Annotated in this window: 11 protein-coding genes; all 11 read right to left on the bottom strand. The window is 59.7% G+C overall.

What is annotated here, in order from left to right; all coding sequences use genetic code 11:
- Window positions 1-119: 119 nt before the first annotated feature.
- The 11 genes from G5S37_RS09155 to G5S37_RS09105 all read right to left on the bottom strand — a co-directional run bounded on the left by G5S37_RS09155 (window position 120) and on the right by G5S37_RS09105 (window position 14,641).
- On the bottom strand, window positions 120-1,154 hold the full coding sequence (locus tag G5S37_RS09155) for a spermidine/putrescine ABC transporter substrate-binding protein (protein WP_165202937.1): 1,035 nt from the start codon (window positions 1,152-1,154) through the stop codon (window positions 120-122).
- 62 nt (window positions 1,155-1,216) lie between these two features.
- Window positions 1,217-2,011: an ABC transporter permease subunit gene (locus G5S37_RS09150; RefSeq protein WP_165202935.1), complete on the bottom strand. Its 795-nt coding sequence runs from the start codon at window positions 2,009-2,011 to the stop codon at window positions 1,217-1,219.
- 121 nt (window positions 2,012-2,132) lie between these two features.
- The gene (locus G5S37_RS09145; protein WP_165202933.1) at window positions 2,133-3,038 is read right to left on the bottom strand and encodes an ABC transporter permease; all 906 of its coding nucleotides are present in this window, start codon (window positions 3,036-3,038) and stop codon (window positions 2,133-2,135) included.
- Window positions 3,035-4,141, bottom strand: a complete 1,107-nt coding sequence (locus G5S37_RS09140; protein ID WP_165202931.1) for an ABC transporter ATP-binding protein — start codon at window positions 4,139-4,141, stop codon at window positions 3,035-3,037. Before G5S37_RS09140 ends, G5S37_RS09145 begins: the two co-directional genes overlap by 4 nt.
- A 114-nt stretch (window positions 4,142-4,255) precedes the next feature.
- Window positions 4,256-5,185: an alpha/beta hydrolase gene (locus G5S37_RS09135; protein ID WP_165202929.1), complete on the bottom strand. Its 930-nt coding sequence runs from the start codon at window positions 5,183-5,185 to the stop codon at window positions 4,256-4,258.
- 421 nt (window positions 5,186-5,606) lie between these two features.
- Entirely contained in the window at window positions 5,607-7,625 is a 2,019-nt protein-coding gene (locus tag G5S37_RS09130; protein WP_165202927.1) for a prolyl oligopeptidase family serine peptidase, read from the bottom strand.
- A 170-nt stretch (window positions 7,626-7,795) separates the two neighbouring features.
- On the bottom strand, window positions 7,796-9,133 hold the full coding sequence (locus G5S37_RS09125) for a PQQ-binding-like beta-propeller repeat protein (RefSeq protein WP_165202925.1): 1,338 nt from the start codon (window positions 9,131-9,133) through the stop codon (window positions 7,796-7,798).
- 142 nt (window positions 9,134-9,275) lie between these two features.
- Window positions 9,276-9,674 carry a fluoride efflux transporter CrcB gene (gene crcB, locus G5S37_RS09120; RefSeq protein ID WP_206026369.1) on the bottom strand — a complete coding sequence of 133 codons (399 nt, stop codon included), beginning with the start codon at window positions 9,672-9,674 and terminating at the stop codon, window positions 9,276-9,278.
- Window positions 9,675-9,788: 114 nt separating this feature from the next.
- Window positions 9,789-11,357 carry a hypothetical protein gene (locus G5S37_RS09115; RefSeq protein ID WP_165202923.1) on the bottom strand — a complete coding sequence of 523 codons (1,569 nt, stop codon included), beginning with the start codon at window positions 11,355-11,357 and terminating at the stop codon, window positions 9,789-9,791.
- 53 nt (window positions 11,358-11,410) lie between these two features.
- Complete coding sequence (locus G5S37_RS09110) at window positions 11,411-12,967, bottom strand: hypothetical protein (protein ID WP_165202921.1); 1,557 nt, start codon at window positions 12,965-12,967, stop codon at window positions 11,411-11,413.
- Window positions 12,968-13,006: 39 nt separating this feature from the next.
- Window positions 13,007-14,641 carry a hypothetical protein gene (locus tag G5S37_RS09105; protein ID WP_165202919.1) on the bottom strand — a complete coding sequence of 545 codons (1,635 nt, stop codon included), beginning with the start codon at window positions 14,639-14,641 and terminating at the stop codon, window positions 13,007-13,009.
- Between the last annotated feature and the right edge of the window lie 31 nt (window positions 14,642-14,672).

Below are 14,672 nucleotides of genomic sequence, written 5' to 3'. Positions count from 1 at the left end.
CGCATCATTTGTGTGTATCCACCCCTCGATGATGGGCCGCATCCCAAGATGACCAGGTTCGATTCTTAAAAAGAATCAGCGAGCTGCACCATGCAGCTCGCGAACGGGGTGTGCGCCCCCTACTTCGCCGCCTTGATCTCGTCCCACACCTTCGTGTACTTCGCGAGATCCGGACCGAGTTCTTCCAGCACTTCACTCTTCGCCTTGATCGCATCGGGGATGTTCACCGCTGGATTCTTCAGGAAGTCCTCGCTCACCTTCTTCAGGCCTTCCTTGTTCGGGCAGAGGTAGCCCATCCACTCCATGTTCTCCGCGGAGACGTCCGCATCGAGCAGGAAATTGATGAACTTGTGCGCAAGCTTCGCCTGCGGCGCGTTCTTGGGAATCACCATCTGGTCGCAGCCAATGCTCACGCCTTCCTTGGGAATCGCGATGGCCACCTTCTCATTTTCTTGTGCCACCTGGAAGAGGTCACCGCTGTAGCCCTGCACGAGGATGAACTCCCCGCTGTCCAGTCCGGCCTTGTAGCCCTCGTTGTCGAACTTCGCGATGTTCTTCTTCCACTGGATCACGAGGTCACGTGCCTCGGCGAGTTGCTTCTCATCACGCGTGTTCAGGCTGTAGCCGAGTTGCTTCAGCGCCGCGCCGATGGTCTCGCGCATGTCATCAAAGAGCGTCGCACGCTTCTTCAGGTCCGTGCGTGCGAAGACCGCCCACGTAGAGTCCACGTTCTTGAGCTTGTCCTTGCGATACGCGAAGACGGCGTAGCCCATCGTGTAGGGCACGCTGTGTGCCATCTTGGTGTCATACACCTTCGTGAGCGCCTCGGGGTCCACGTTCTTGAGGTTCGGCACCTGAGCCTTGTCGATGTCGGCCAGCATGCCCTCCTGCTCCATCACCTTCACCATGTAGCTCGTGGGAAAGATGAGGTCATACCCCGTGCCACCCGCCTTGATCTTGGCGAACATCGTCTCGTTCGAATCGAAGGTGTCGATGACCACCTTGCAGTCATTCTCCTTTTCAAAGCGCGTCACCAAGTCAGGACTCACGTAGTCCGCCCAGTTGTAGACGTGCAGCGTCTCCGCCGCGAAGGTGGAAACAGCAGTGCCACAGAACGTGACAGCAGCGGCGAGGAGGACTCTGAGTCGGGACATGAGTTTCATTTCTGTGCGTGTGGAGTGATGCGGAAAGTCAGTCAATGATGATTCAATCGTTTTTAACGCGCCGAGCTGGAGTTTCTTCTCGCGAGCCAGAAACTGAAACCCACAGCCACGAACGTCACCGCCAGCAATAGCGTGGAGAGGGCGTTGATGACAGGCATGTTCCGGCTGATTTTCATCATGCTGTAAATGCGAAGCGGCAGGGTGGTGGTTCCAGCACCCTGCACAAAAAACGTGATGACGTAGTCGTCAATGGAAAGTGTGAACGCCAGCAGCCCTCCCGCGAGAATGCCCGGAAATAGCAACGGCACCAGCACCCACCGCGCCACCTGCCAGCGCCCGGCGCCGAGGTCCCGGGCAGCATCCAGCAGGGTGTGGTCGAAATCCTGCAACCGTGCCAGCACCACCATGGTGACATAGCTGGTGCAGAAGGTGACGTGCGCGACCCAGATGGTGAAGAATCCCGTCTCCACGCCGAGCGCGACAAAGAAGAGCAAAAGCGAAATTCCCATCAGGATGTCCGGCATCACCAGAGGGACCGTGAGCAGGACACCGTGCGCACGTTGCAGCTTCCCGCGAAACCAGTGCAGCGCCAGCGCCGCCAGCGTGCCCAGCACCATGGCCCCGAGCGCGGCGAGCACGGCGATTTGCAACGAAGTCGTGAGCGCGCTCCAGATTTCTCGCGCATCGCGACCCTCCATGAGCTTCTGGTACCAGGCCCAGGTAAAGCCCTTCCACTCGCCGCCGAAACGTGAGGCATTGAACGAGTTCACCACCAGCACCAGAATTGGCGCATAGAAAAAGGCCAGCACGAACGCCAGGATCGCTCCGGGAATGATGCTGCGTTTCATGGACAGTGCGGAGTCATGGTGGTTACGCCGAGGGAACCAATGCAAAATGAGAAGTGAAAAATGAAAAGTGCAAATTGATGAGATGCGCTTCCGTCACTTTGCATTTTTCACCTTTCATTTCTCATTTTGCATTCTGGCTTTTTGGGAGATACCCGCTGTCCACCTCCGGCGCTGCGAAAAGCCTTTTCACCAGCGCCTGCGCCAGGAACATCAGCGCCACCATGCCCAGCATCGCTCCCGAGAGTGCGGCGGCCAGCGGCAGATTGCGATCTGTGCGTACGCGTTGGGCGATGCGATTGCCCAGCATTTCCGTGTCTGTTCCACCGACGATGTCAGGCACGACATACATGCCCAACGTACAGACGAAGGTCGCGAGGAACGCCGTGGCGATGCCGCGACTCACGCCCGGCACAAACACGGACCAGATGGCCCGCGTGGCACTCGCGCCGAGATCACGTGCGGCCTCCAGCAGGCCGAAATCAAACTTCTCCGCCGCCGCATAGAGTGGCAGAATGGCGAAGGGAAGCTGGGTGTACACCATCACGAGCAGCACCGCGCCGCTGTTGTAGAGGAGTTGTGAGTCCTCACCCAAGAGTCCCGCGGAGCGAAGTAGATTGCTGAGAAATCCTTCCGGATGCAGCAGCGATTTCCACGCGAAGATGCGGATGAGGAAGTTCGTCCAGAACGGGATGACCACCAGCAACAGCAGCACATGCCGCCACGCGCCCTGCAGTCGCGCGAGCACCAGCGAGCACGGCACTGCAAGCAGCACGCAGATGCAGGAGGTCGCCGTGCTGAGCCACAGTGTGCGCCACAGGATGGGCCGGTACTGCTCCTCTCCCACCGCGCGCCAATGATCCAGCGTCCAACCTTCGCCCACTCCGCCCAGCGAGTCCGCCGGCTTGAAGGAGAGGTACAACACGATGAGCGCCGGTATGAAAAAGCACACCAGCATCCAGCCGAAGGACGGCAGCGTGAGGAGAAGCTCCCCTGCCCTGCTTTGGGATTTGGCGGAAGCCTTGCTCATGACGCGCGCGCCTCCCCTTCCAGCAGCAACGCATCTGCATGCCGCACCTCCAGCCACACGGGCGTGCCCTTCGCCAGACCGGAGAGCGCACCGCCCACTTCATCATACGTGACCTCGATGCTGATGCGATGACCCGCCGCCATCGCCTTCACCTTTGCAGAGCTGCCAAGATACGTGCTCTCGGTCACGGTCGCGGGGAATGTCGTAGAGGCACCATTCTCCTTCGGGCGCTCCAGGCTCAGGCTCACACGCTCGGGCCGCAGGCTCACATCCACCGGCGCACCTGCGGGAAGCGTCTTCGTATTTGCCAAACGAAACTCCCCCACACCTTCCACCCGTACCACGTGCAGGCCCTCTTCCACGGACTGCACCACACCGGGCAGGAAGCTCGCATCTCCCAAGAACGATGCCACAAATCTGCCCTGCGGGCGCTCATACAACTCCGCAGGCGTACCCACCTGTGCGAGGCGTCCCTGTTGCATCACGGCGATGCGATCACTCACGCCCAGCGCCTCCTCCTGATCATGCGTGACATAGATGAAGGTGATGCCCACCTCCTCATGCAGGCGCTTCAGCTCCTCCAGCATGTGCTGGCGCAGTTTCAGGTCCAGCGCGGCGAGTGGTTCATCCAACAGCAGGACACGCGGTCGATTCACCAGCGCCCGCGCGATGGCCACGCGCTGCTTCTGCCCGCCGCTGAGTTGCGCGGGCCGCTTCCTCGCGTGTTCATTCAGTCGCGTGAGCGTGAGCATGGCCTCCACCTCGCGGGCGATGTCCGCACGACTGCGCTTCGCGATGCGCAGCCCGAAGGCCACGTTCTCCCACACGCTGAGATGCGGGAAGAGCGCGTAGTTTTGGAACACCGTATTCACCGGCCGGCGCTCCGGCGGCAGGTGCGTGATGTCCTCACCATCGAGCAGGATGCGCCCTTCATCGGGCCGCTCAAATCCCGCCGCCAGCCGCAGCAACGTCGTCTTCCCACACCCGCTCGGCCCCAGCAGCGAAAACGTCTCTCCCTTCGCAATTTCGAGCGTCACGCCGTCCACCGCATGGGTGGTCCCGAAGTGTTTGTGGACGTTGTCGAAGACCAGGAATCCGCTCATTAAAAGAAGTGGGCAGTATTCAGATTTAAGTTTTCAGATCGGGGCTTGGAGCAGTGGATATAACCACGTCTGCGGTCTTCTCTCTCTGAAAACTTAAACCTGGCCACTGAAAACTCACTCACTCCTCCCCAGCACCTCCACAAACCACCCGGCGAACACGTGCGCATCCCACAGCATGGTGAGCCAGCCGTGTTTCTGCCCGGGCTTCACCTCCAGCAGGACCTTGTGCCCCAGCTCGGCCGCCTTCGCCTGGAACCGGATGGATTGATCGAGTGGCACCAGGGTATCCGCATCCCCATGCGCGATGCGGATGGGCGGGAGCGCGGCGGTGATGTGGTAGATGGGTGAAATGGACCGGCCAATCACCTGCCAGCTTGGCGGGTTCATGGCATCTGGACCAAAAGCGTTGCGGAAGCTCTTGGGCGGGCCGTTGTCACCGGCGTTTTCCGTGGAGGGACCGAGGTTCAGCAAGTCGGTGACGGGAAAGAAGACCGCCGCGGCCTGCACGGCGGCAGACTCGCGCTCCACGGGATCCGTCGCGGCGGCGTCACCGGGGCCACCGCAGGTAGCGAGCATCAACGCCAAGTGACCACCTGAGCTGCCGCCCACCACGCCGAATCGGTCCGGTTTGATGCCGTACTCAGCAGCATGATGCCGCACATAGCGTGTGGCGCGCTGCACATCCGCCACGATTTCCATGACACTGGCCTTCGGTTGGGAAAGGTGCGACACCGTCACCACGGTCAATCCTTTGCGCAGGAGAGAGGAGACCATCCACGGTTGGAAGCCCTTCGGATTCGACTTCCAACTTCCACTCACCATGATGAGCACCGTCGCGCCATTCTGGTGAGCGGGTCGATAGACATCCAGCGTGAGGTCCTGGCCATTCCGTTGGGTGTATACAACGCCACGAGTCTCCGTGATCGCCGGATGGAAATACCACCACGCCACGCCCGCGATGGTCCCCACGAGGAGCACCAGCAGCAAGATGATGCGCAGGCACCAGCCGAGAATCCGGCGGAATCGGGAGCGTGGGTGACTCATGGTGGGAGTGGGTGCGGGAATGACTGTATTGAGCAGAGCCGTCTTTCAAGCACCAAATGGAACCCTCCAACGATGCAAGCGCCGTGAGTCGTCTCGTGAGATGCCAAAGCCTTGCGATGTTTTCCTTCGACCCAAGGCACCACCTTGCGAGCAGCGCCTTGGAGTGCGTGTGCGAAGCACCGCTTTTGGGGATGTGACGCCAATCTTGCGAAGTGGCTTCGCTTGGGAAAAGCGCTCGAAACTGTAGCGGGTTCGGAGCTTGGCGAGGTGATATACGCTACCCCTCCGCCCCAAAGCTTCCCTCCAAAGCGGTGCTTCGCACCGCACTCCAAGGCGCTTCGCGCAAGGTGGTTCACTGAAAAACGAAGTCCATCCACGGTGAGCTATTCATGTCACGAGACGTCTCGTTTCCCACGAGTGACTACCTCGCCGGCCTCACCTGCCACTTCTCATCAAAGAAGTCCGCAGCTACCACCTTGCCGGGGCGCTCCGCGTCAGCAGGTGTGGAGATATCGATGATGGCCCAGTCAGGCAGCTTCGGATTCTGCAGGGAATTCGTGCGGTCGTGCGCTTCGCGGAAGGTAAGTCCGGAGTTCAGAACCACGCGGCGATGCGGTGCGAGCGGATTGGGGTAGCCCATCACCAGCACATGTGTCTCCGCGTCGCCTTTCTGGGTGCCCACGACCACCTCATCCGCCGTCCAGCGCACGGGCGTCTTTGGCAGGAGCTGGGCGATGAGAGGGTTCGACCGTGTATCACCCCATAGGATGAGGTGGGAGGACTGGATATCCTCCGGAGTGATCTCCGAGGCGCGCTTCACAATCGCATCCCCGCGCATGAGGCTGCGCCAGCGGCTGAGGAAGTGCTGCGACTCCGCCTTCACCCAAGCATTCACCTTCGGGGAATAGCTGTCCTTCTCCGGCAGAACCACGATGAAGCGGTCCAGAAACGCATCCTCAATCGTGGTGCCACCCGCTTTCACCGTGCCGGCTGCCTTGGCAGGGCTGGTATTGATGCTCCACCGCCCCTGGTCATCCTGGGTGACGTAGTAGTTCTTCGGTGCGATCTCCGCCTTCTCATTGAAGATGATGTCCTGTCCATTGATGGAGATGGTGTAGGGACGCGCCACAGCCTCGCGTATGATCGCCGGGTCCACGCGGAAGGCGCGCACGTTCTTGGTGGTCACGCGGAGCACACCACCCTGGGAGACGATGGCATCGATGCGTGCGTCGTCCCATTCCTTCTCCACTTCCAGCCCTTCCAGCCAGAACATCTTCGCGTACCGGCCCGAGCGGTACTGCAACACCACACGGCGAGGCAGCGGGTCGCGGCCCTTGTTCATCTCTGCTTCCACCAGAGTCTGCACCTCCTGCTGCACACCGGGCTCATACTTGTGCTCCATGCCGGGGCCGATGAGGTGCTTCAGCGTGTATTCCTCCTTCGCCAGCACCTCCGTCATGTACTCCGCGGAGTCACGCTGTGAGTCCTTTTCCCCGCTGTAGGAGATGAGGGGCACATTGAAGAAATTGCGCGCGTAGTCCGGCACATCATACACGCCCCAGAGCGTCTGCTCATACCAGGACGGCATCTTCTCCGGCGTGAGCTTCTGGTAGCGCTTCACATCCACGAACCCCGCGCCCGTGTGCACACAGGCCCACTGGTCCGCAAAGTGCGCGCCCAAGTGCCACGCGCCCGCGCCACCCATGCTGAAGCCGGCGAGCACCACGCGATTCGGATCCACGTTGAAGCGCGCCTTCGCATCATCGCGAGCCTCCAGCACATCCGTCTCACCGGCGGACTTGTAGCCATTGCAGTATCTGCCGAAGGGATGAATGACAATCGCCCCCTTGGGCTGGAACTGGCCGGGCTTCTTCGCCGTGAGCTTGCCATACACAAAGCTCAGGTCCGTGGCCGTATCCCCACGACCATGCAGCCACACCCACATGGGAATCTGAGCGCCGCCTTCCAAGGAAACACCCTCAGGCACCTCCACACCATACGGCTGCGGCGAGCCATCGATGCGGGAGTAGAAACCGACCACCTTCGTGCCGGAGCCCTGCAGCCAGGGCGTTTCATTCTTCCGCAGGGACTCGATGCGGCTCTTCGCTTCCGCGAGCAGCGCATTGGCCTTCTTCACACCGTCCTCTGGCGTCTTGTCGTACCATTCGTTGAACTCAAGCGCATAACGCACCGCCTTCAGGAAGATGTCCGCATCCGCCGCACGAGGATGGCGTTTCACGGCGATGAAGGCCCGCGTCTGCGCATCCAACTCGCGCTCCAGCGTAGCGCGTGGCGCGCCGCTGATGGGCGACACGGCCTTGGGCGGGAGGCTGCCACGGAAGGAGGCAGTGGCGCCGTCTGCGCGGAGTTGCGCGTGAGATACAGAGGCACCGGCACTGCCCAGCAGCAGAGCCAGAATGACAGGGAAGAGTGGCTTCATGAAGAGTCGATGGTCTATGGTCGATAGTTGATAGCCTGAGTCGATGCGATGATGAACGAGTGGTTCCTGATCTCGCGCGACGCTGACTACCTTCATTCCTCGGTTTCACCGTCAATCGGTTCAGGCTATCAACTATCGACCATAGACCATCAACCCCTCGCATCCGGCAATCACTTGCCGATGCAATACAACCGGTCCTGAGCACGAATGTAAAGACATCCATTGGCCACGGCGATGCCTGCGCGGCAGATGCGGTCGCCCTTGATGGAGGTGGTGCCCTCCTGGCCGAAGGTGGTCTGGTGCACGAGTTGGAAGCTGTCGCCGCCTGCCTTCACCACAAAGACATTGCCCATGAAATCGATGGCATAGATTTTTCCATCCGCCCCTGTAGGTGAGGCCTCAATTTTCTGGCGTGTGGGGAACTCACCCCTCCACACCACCTTGCCCGTGCGCGGCTCCACGCAGGCGAGCGTCTTGCGGTCGCTGTCCAGCACGTAGAACTTGCCCTGGTAGAAGAGAGGCGTGCTCACGTCGCTGCTGACTTCCTTGCCATCAGACACCCAGACAGGTTCCACAGTACCTTTCGAATCGAGCTTCACGGCATACACCGGCTCCTTCTTCGGTGCGCACACGAGCGCGATGCCATCCCCCGCCGCGGGAGAAGGCACATGGCGCCAGTGGCCGATCTTCGCGGTATTGTAGCTGACCATGCGCCACAGTTCCTTGCCCGTCTCCGCATCGTGACCGGTCATGGTATCGCCACCGCTGATGAGCATCTGGCGCTTGCCGTCGTAGGTGTGAAACACCGGCGTGCTGAATCCTTCCAGGGACTCCGCCACCGCATCGCTTGGGCGCACCTGCCGCCAGATTTCCTTCCCCGTGGCCGGGTCGAGCGCGAGGATGTAGCTCTCATTCTTGCCCTTGGGGTCGCCCTTCTGCAGGTTCTGGAAGATGAAGGCCTCATTCCGCTGCAGCACCTGGATGTAGAGCTTGCCGCCATCCAGCGCCGGGCTGCTGGAGTAGGTCCACTGCGTGCCGAAGTTTCCGTAGTCCTTCCCGAGGTCGCGCTTCCACACTTCCTTGCCTGCGAAGTCGTAGGCCACCAGCACGCTGGTGCCATAGAAGAAGAAAGCGCGCTCGCCATCCGTGCAGGGCGAGGGCGAGGCGAGATTGCTGCGGTCATCATGCTGGTACCCGTCCGTCACCTCATGCTGCCAGGCGACCTTGCCCGTCTTTGCATCCAGGCACATGGCCAGGAGCTTCTGCTTCGCAGGGTCGGAGGAGCTCACGAAAATCTTGTCCCCCCACACGGCAGGCACACTGGCAGCCGGTCCGGGCATGTCCGCGGCCCATTTCACATTCTCGCTGCGGGAAAAGCTCTCCGGCAGACCCGTCTCCGGAGTGGAGCCGTCGTGATTCGGACCACGAAACTGGGGCCAGTTGGCAGCGCTGACAGACAGGGTGGAAACCGCGAGCAATGCGGCGGAGAAGAGAACGCAGGGTTTCATCGGCTGGTGGGCGACGTCGTTTGGTGGGCTGAGGTAAAAGGGTATCTCTACAGGACGGACTTCCACCATAGGGGAACTCCCGTCACAAGGGCAAGAAACAAGACGAAATCCGGCGCAGGTCTCTATCTCCGCGAGCCATCACTCAGGAGCTTTTCCCATTCAGCCAGCCGCCCAGTTGCATGCCCACCCACGTGGCCAGCAGGCACCCGAGGACGGAGATGAACACATTCGCCACCGCGCCGGTGAGCTGCCCGTTCTTCAGCAGCGTGAGGGTCTGAATGCTGAAAGAGGAGAACGTGGTGAACCCACCCAGCACCCCCACAATCACCGCCTGCCGGACCAGCGGGGACGCCGCCCAAATGCCCTCCGAAGCAGTCAGGACCGCGAAGAGACCAATCACAAAACATCCCGTGATATTCACCGCGACCGTGCCCACCGGAAAATTCTCACCCCACCGCGCCGCCATCGCCGTGGACATCCACAGACGCGCCGACACACCGAAACAGCCGCCGAGCATCACCATGAGGTAGGTCTTGAGCATGACTGAAATGGAATTGGAAGGTGGGGGGGAATGGAAGGGTGGAAGAGCAAGTGAGCGGGAAGAATGCCAGATATACCCGGCTGGGCAACTGGTGCATGTCTCTTGCCTCAAAACTCAAAAGCGCCCCGGTCCCCAGGGATGGTCCGCGAGCCAGGTGAGGGCTTCGCGCAGCTTATCGTCCTTGAGCGTGGCTACCCAGGCCTTCATCTCGGTGGGTTTGGTGGCTGCCCACGTGCGTAGGGCGCAGAAGGTGCGGTCGATGATGTGGCCGTTGTCCCGGAACTCGTTGTTCCTGCCTGCAAAGAATCCGATGACTTCATTCTGAACAGGCTTGTCATCTACGAAACCGTAGTAGTTGAATGTCTCCAGTAGCTTCACGCCTAGTCGCGCCACGGCAGCAGCATCGTGTTCTCCCCAGCCTTCCAGTGCAGTCATTCCCCAATCCTCGATAATGCTCTTCTTAAGGTCTGCTGGCAGCGTGTTCGGGTCGAAATCACGCACCACATTGAAGCCATTTCGCGCGACCCTCGAACAGTCCCCATAGGGTCCAACTGCGGCATAGCGACTTACAGTAGTGATGCTGTCGGGGTCGCCGCTACGCACCGCATAATCCAGCGCACCTTTCGGATCCCAAGCCGCCCAGTTCCCAATCAAGTTCCCATAGTAGTTCTCATCGCCCTCTGCTTTCACATTCCCTTCGGCAATCCACCGGACGCGCACAGAAGCATCCACACCGGGCATGAGTAGTCCCCTGCCCAGGTTCAGCAGGAGCTTCGATGGTTCCGCGGAGTCGGCCCATTTCATCATGCCTGGACGATCCACTTCTGCCCAGAGGTGCAACAGCTCCTGGATAGTGGAGGAATCATATCGCGGACCACCGAATTTGGTTGAGAACTCAATGATACGGCGAGCGCTGGCAGGCTCGGCTATCAGCCACCGGCGTAGCGCCACCGAGACGGCTGCGGCACCAAATCCCTGATCGTAGTAGTGTTCGCAGTGCCACTGGACATCCTTTGTTTCAATTTCAAACGCCTTTGCAAACCAGTAGTCACTTGGTGAGCCCACGCTCGTCTGGTGTGATCCAGGATAGTCATCGAACGCCACGAACCACCGTTGGATGAACTGTTTCAGCAAACTCACACGCTCTTGGGAAACGAGTTTGGATTTATCTACTCCAACGGGAAACCCGGTAAGCGCCCACCGCCTGAGCCGGAAAGGTGAAGCTTGGATGGCGGCACGGTCCTGCACAAGCATGGACGAGCGCCCTACGTCCCAATCATCGAACATGAGCCACCCGTCCTCCAGCCCCACCACGAGGAAGAGCTTCTGCACCCTCGCCCAGCAACGAAACGGATCCCGCTCCGCCCACACCCGCAACATGGACTCCACGAGGGCATCGGGAGTCTCCGAATCCTCAAGCTCAATGGCGAGATCAAACACCCGACCAATCTCCTCCATGGGAATCTCGTCGAGATAGAGCTGCAACACCCCGTACCGAATGGCAGCATCCGGTTCGCGGAAGATGGCGTCCATGATGCTCTCCTGCGTGGCACCCTCTTTCTTCCAGGGCAGTTCGGTAAGCGGCAGGAAGTCTTGCGGTTTCAGGATGGGGCTCTCGGCGGACGCACGCGTAAGCGCACAGACAGCGAGTAGCACCACGCCCAGAGTGAAGCGGCGAAACATAGACGCAGGCCGTGAACCTTTGGATATGGGATGGTTTATCAGGGGCATGGCATTTACTCTTCAGGACCCGTTCCCCATGGATTTTCCAGCAGCCAAGTGAGAGCCTTGCGCAGATCTTCTTCTTTCAGGGTTGCTATCCAGGTTTTCATTTCATCTGGCTTCGTCACGGCCCAGACGCGCAGGGCGCAAAAGGTGCGGTCGAGCATGTCTGCGTCACTGGCGAAGTCGTCATCGCCTGAGAAGAGCTTGATGAGTTCCTCGCGTGAGGCGTAATCTGTCTTCAGCATAAAGTCGAGCCCATAACGGGCGGCCTCACCCACATCGACATCCCCCCATTGCTCCATGATTGCGGTGCCCCAGTCGGTGTCACGAAGGTCCTTCATGAAGTCTTTGATCCGCGATTGAATATCAAAATTCCGGACGAATCCAAGTCCCGGATGGCAGGTATTCCAAACCCCCTGGAAAGGACCGTATGCGGCGCTGTTGAAAGCCTCAAGGACGATTCCCGACTGCCTGGTCGCCACCGCGGCCTCCACGCCCGGCTGCGGATTCCAACTGGCCCACACGCCGATCAATTGCTCTTTGTTTGAGTCCTTTTCCGCAGTCTCCAGCCAGCGGTGGCGGGTGGGCTCATCCACCCAGCTCATGAGCATGCCACGTTCCCTCACGCCGCCGTCGGGGGATTCTGCCCACCGAACCATGGCAGGCAGGTCCAACTGGCGCCAGAGCATGAGCCACGCGGTGGATGGGCCATTCGGAAGGAGGCTTCCATTGGCGGCATCGTACTCGGCTGGGATCAGTTCGTGTTTCTTCTCAAGAATTTCGAGCGCCGCCTTGGGTTCTGCCTTCAGCCAGCGGCGCAGTCCCACTTCCACAGCGGCTTCATAATCTTGACCGCTGCTGCTACGGAAGCTTTCCCTCATGGATTGTGGCGTGGAGGCAAACGCCGCGAGAAGCTGCTTTGAGCCCCCCTCTTGAGCGTGCTGATAGCCAGGCCAGGACTGGAAAGTCTCAAACCACGCATCCGCGAAGACACGGAACATCTTCACCTTCTCCGCCTCAGGCAGCGATGATGCTTCCACGCCAACTGGGAAATCCAGCAGGTAATTTTCGTTCTCAAGCCAGAACCGCGAGGCATGAATCGCCTTTGCATCCCGGACGGTGATCTTGTCGCGTCGTTTCCAGCTGTCGTAGTTCAGCCATCCGTATTTGACTCCAATAACCTGGAATAAGGCCCGGGTGCGCTCCCAACACGCCTTGGGATCACGCTCCGCCCAGATGCGAACGAGAAAAGAAACCATCCGATGCGGTGTCTGTGTGCCCTCCATGATGATGCACTGGTCGAAGGCAGCGCCAAACTGTTCCACGGGAATCCGGCGGAGATACGCAGCGAGAACAGGATGCCGAATTTGTGGGTCAGGCTCACGGAAAATGGCGGTAAGGACTTCAGAGAGCGGCATCTTTCCCGCTTCATCCCACGGCAACTCGGTGAGTGGCTGGAAATCCTCCAGCTTCCAGTCGAGCCGCTGGGCATGGAGCGCGGCAGGCGCGAAGCCATGCCAGAGGATCAACAACGTCACTCCGGAAAGAATACGTGCCGGGCTTCGCATAGTCAGATCAGAGCAGGATGTGATGTCGATGGAGCAGCATCAATTTGCATTCTCCCCCGTCCCCCACGGATGCTCCAGAATGTAAGTGAGAGCCTCGCGCATGGCCGGATCCTGGATGCTGGGGATCCAGGCCTTCATTTCATCCGGCCGCACGACAGCCCAGACGCGGAGGCAGCAGAAGGTGCGGTCGATGATGTCGCCGGTATCGGTAAGATCTTCGCTCTGGCCATTGAAGAGGGTGATGAGCCTGCTCCTGGGTACGTAGTCGACCTTCATGAGAAAATCGACGCCGTAGCGGGCGGCCTCTCCCACGTCAATCTTGCCCCAGGCCTCCATGGCCTCCGTCCCCCAGTCGTACAAATCCTCGCCCGAAAAACGCGGGCTCAGGACGCGCACATCAAACTCACGCAGAAACCCGAGGTTGCCATGACAGGTATTGAAGGGCGCAAATCCGTTCATCACGCAAGCACGCGGAACATCCAGAATAATCTCGATGTTTCCCGTTTTGATGGCCGCCTCCATTGCCTGCTTGGGCTCCCAGTTTGCCCATTCAAAAAACAAATTCTCAAGAACATTGCCATCTGGATCCACCTCCGCGGCCTCTTTCAGCCACTGATCTCTGGTATCCGCCTCGACCCTGCCGAGCAGCAAAGCGCGAACCGACTTGGTCAGTTCGTCTTTTGACGATTTCTGGTTCCTTGCCCAGTCCTGCATGCCTTTTTCATCCAAGGTGCGCCACAGATGGAGCCACTCCTTTGAGGGAAATGAAACCGGAAGCCGTTCATATGGAACCTTCCCCTGTTCCAGTTCGACTCTGACCGATTCCAAGAGCTTCTTCCGCTGCCGTGCTACCCTGTCCAGGATCTGGGCCGCAGCCTGTGGTTCCTGCACGAGCCATCTCCGGAGTGAGATTTCGATATTAGCACGCTCCTCTTCATCTTGAGGGCGAAGTTCCATCTGCTGGATCTGCTCCACGGTAGAATCAAAAGCGCGCAGGAATCCCGCAAGCTTGCCGTCGGAATAACGCTGCCGTGCATTGTAGAATTCGGAGAGGCGCTCAGCCGGCCAGGTCTTGAATCTCGCGAACCAGAGATCCGCGCACTCTTTCATGAGACGTACGCGCTCCCCTTCCGGAAGGGCTGATTGCCCTACACCCATGGCGAAGCCAAGAATGGCGGCACGATCACGAATCCAGTAACGCGAGGCGCGAATCGCATCACGATTCTGCACCGTGATAGTCTCTCCATAGTGGTCGTAACCCAAAAATCCGTGCTCGATGCCTACGAGCTCGAAGAGGGTCTTCGTCTTTTCCCAGCATGCATGTGGATCACGCCGCGACCAGATGCGCAGGAGAAGCTCAACAAGCTGATCAGGCACCTGCGAGCCTTCGAGGATGATGCACTTGTCGTAAGCTTCCTTCAATTGCTCGACCGGAATCATCGAGAGATAGCCGTCCAACACCGCGTAACGGATGAGCGCATCGGGCTCACGGAAGATCTCGTCCAAGATGACATCGAGCGGCCTGAACTCCGCACCGAGCCAGGGAAGCTTCGTCAGAGGCCGGACGTCGTCCACTGTCCACGAGTTCCGCTGGGCATGAAGCGTGGCGGGTATGAGGCCATTCCAGAGAAACAGCAGCGTCAGTATGGAAAGGATGCGTACCGTGCTTCGCATAGTCAGCTCAGAGCTGGGCTTAGAATAGATG

The organism is Roseimicrobium sp. ORNL1 (genome assembly GCF_011044495.1).
Taxonomy (GTDB): Bacteria; Verrucomicrobiota; Verrucomicrobiia; order Verrucomicrobiales; family Verrucomicrobiaceae; genus Roseimicrobium.
The sequence above is the reverse complement of the archived record's forward strand: the minus strand, read 5'-3'. Positions and strand labels throughout refer to the sequence as shown.

Excerpts from the sequence above, each read along its gene's own strand:
- G5S37_RS09115 (WP_165202923.1), bottom strand. The coding sequence starts at position 11,357 with ATGTTTCGCCGCTTCACTCTGGGCGTGGTGCTACTCGCTGTCTGTGCG.
- G5S37_RS09110 (WP_165202921.1), bottom strand. The coding sequence starts at position 12,967 with ATGCGAAGCCCGGCACGTATTCTTTCCGGAGTGACGTTGTTGATCCTC.
- G5S37_RS09105 (WP_165202919.1), bottom strand. The coding sequence starts at position 14,641 with ATGCGAAGCACGGTACGCATCCTTTCCATACTGACGCTGCTGTTTCTC.
- G5S37_RS09155 (WP_165202937.1), bottom strand. The coding sequence starts at position 1,154 with ATGTCCCGACTCAGAGTCCTCCTCGCCGCTGCTGTCACGTTCTGTGGC.
- G5S37_RS09125 (WP_165202925.1), bottom strand. The coding sequence starts at position 9,133 with ATGAAACCCTGCGTTCTCTTCTCCGCCGCATTGCTCGCGGTTTCCACC.
- G5S37_RS09150 (WP_165202935.1), bottom strand. The coding sequence starts at position 2,011 with ATGAAACGCAGCATCATTCCCGGAGCGATCCTGGCGTTCGTGCTGGCC.
- G5S37_RS09140 (WP_165202931.1), bottom strand. The coding sequence starts at position 4,141 with ATGAGCGGATTCCTGGTCTTCGACAACGTCCACAAACACTTCGGGACC.
- G5S37_RS09130 (WP_165202927.1), bottom strand. The coding sequence starts at position 7,625 with ATGAAGCCACTCTTCCCTGTCATTCTGGCTCTGCTGCTGGGCAGTGCC.
- G5S37_RS09135 (WP_165202929.1), bottom strand. The coding sequence starts at position 5,185 with ATGAGTCACCCACGCTCCCGATTCCGCCGGATTCTCGGCTGGTGCCTG.
- G5S37_RS09145 (WP_165202933.1), bottom strand. The coding sequence starts at position 3,038 with ATGAGCAAGGCTTCCGCCAAATCCCAAAGCAGGGCAGGGGAGCTTCTC.
- crcB (WP_206026369.1), bottom strand. The coding sequence starts at position 9,674 with ATGCTCAAGACCTACCTCATGGTGATGCTCGGCGGCTGTTTCGGTGTG.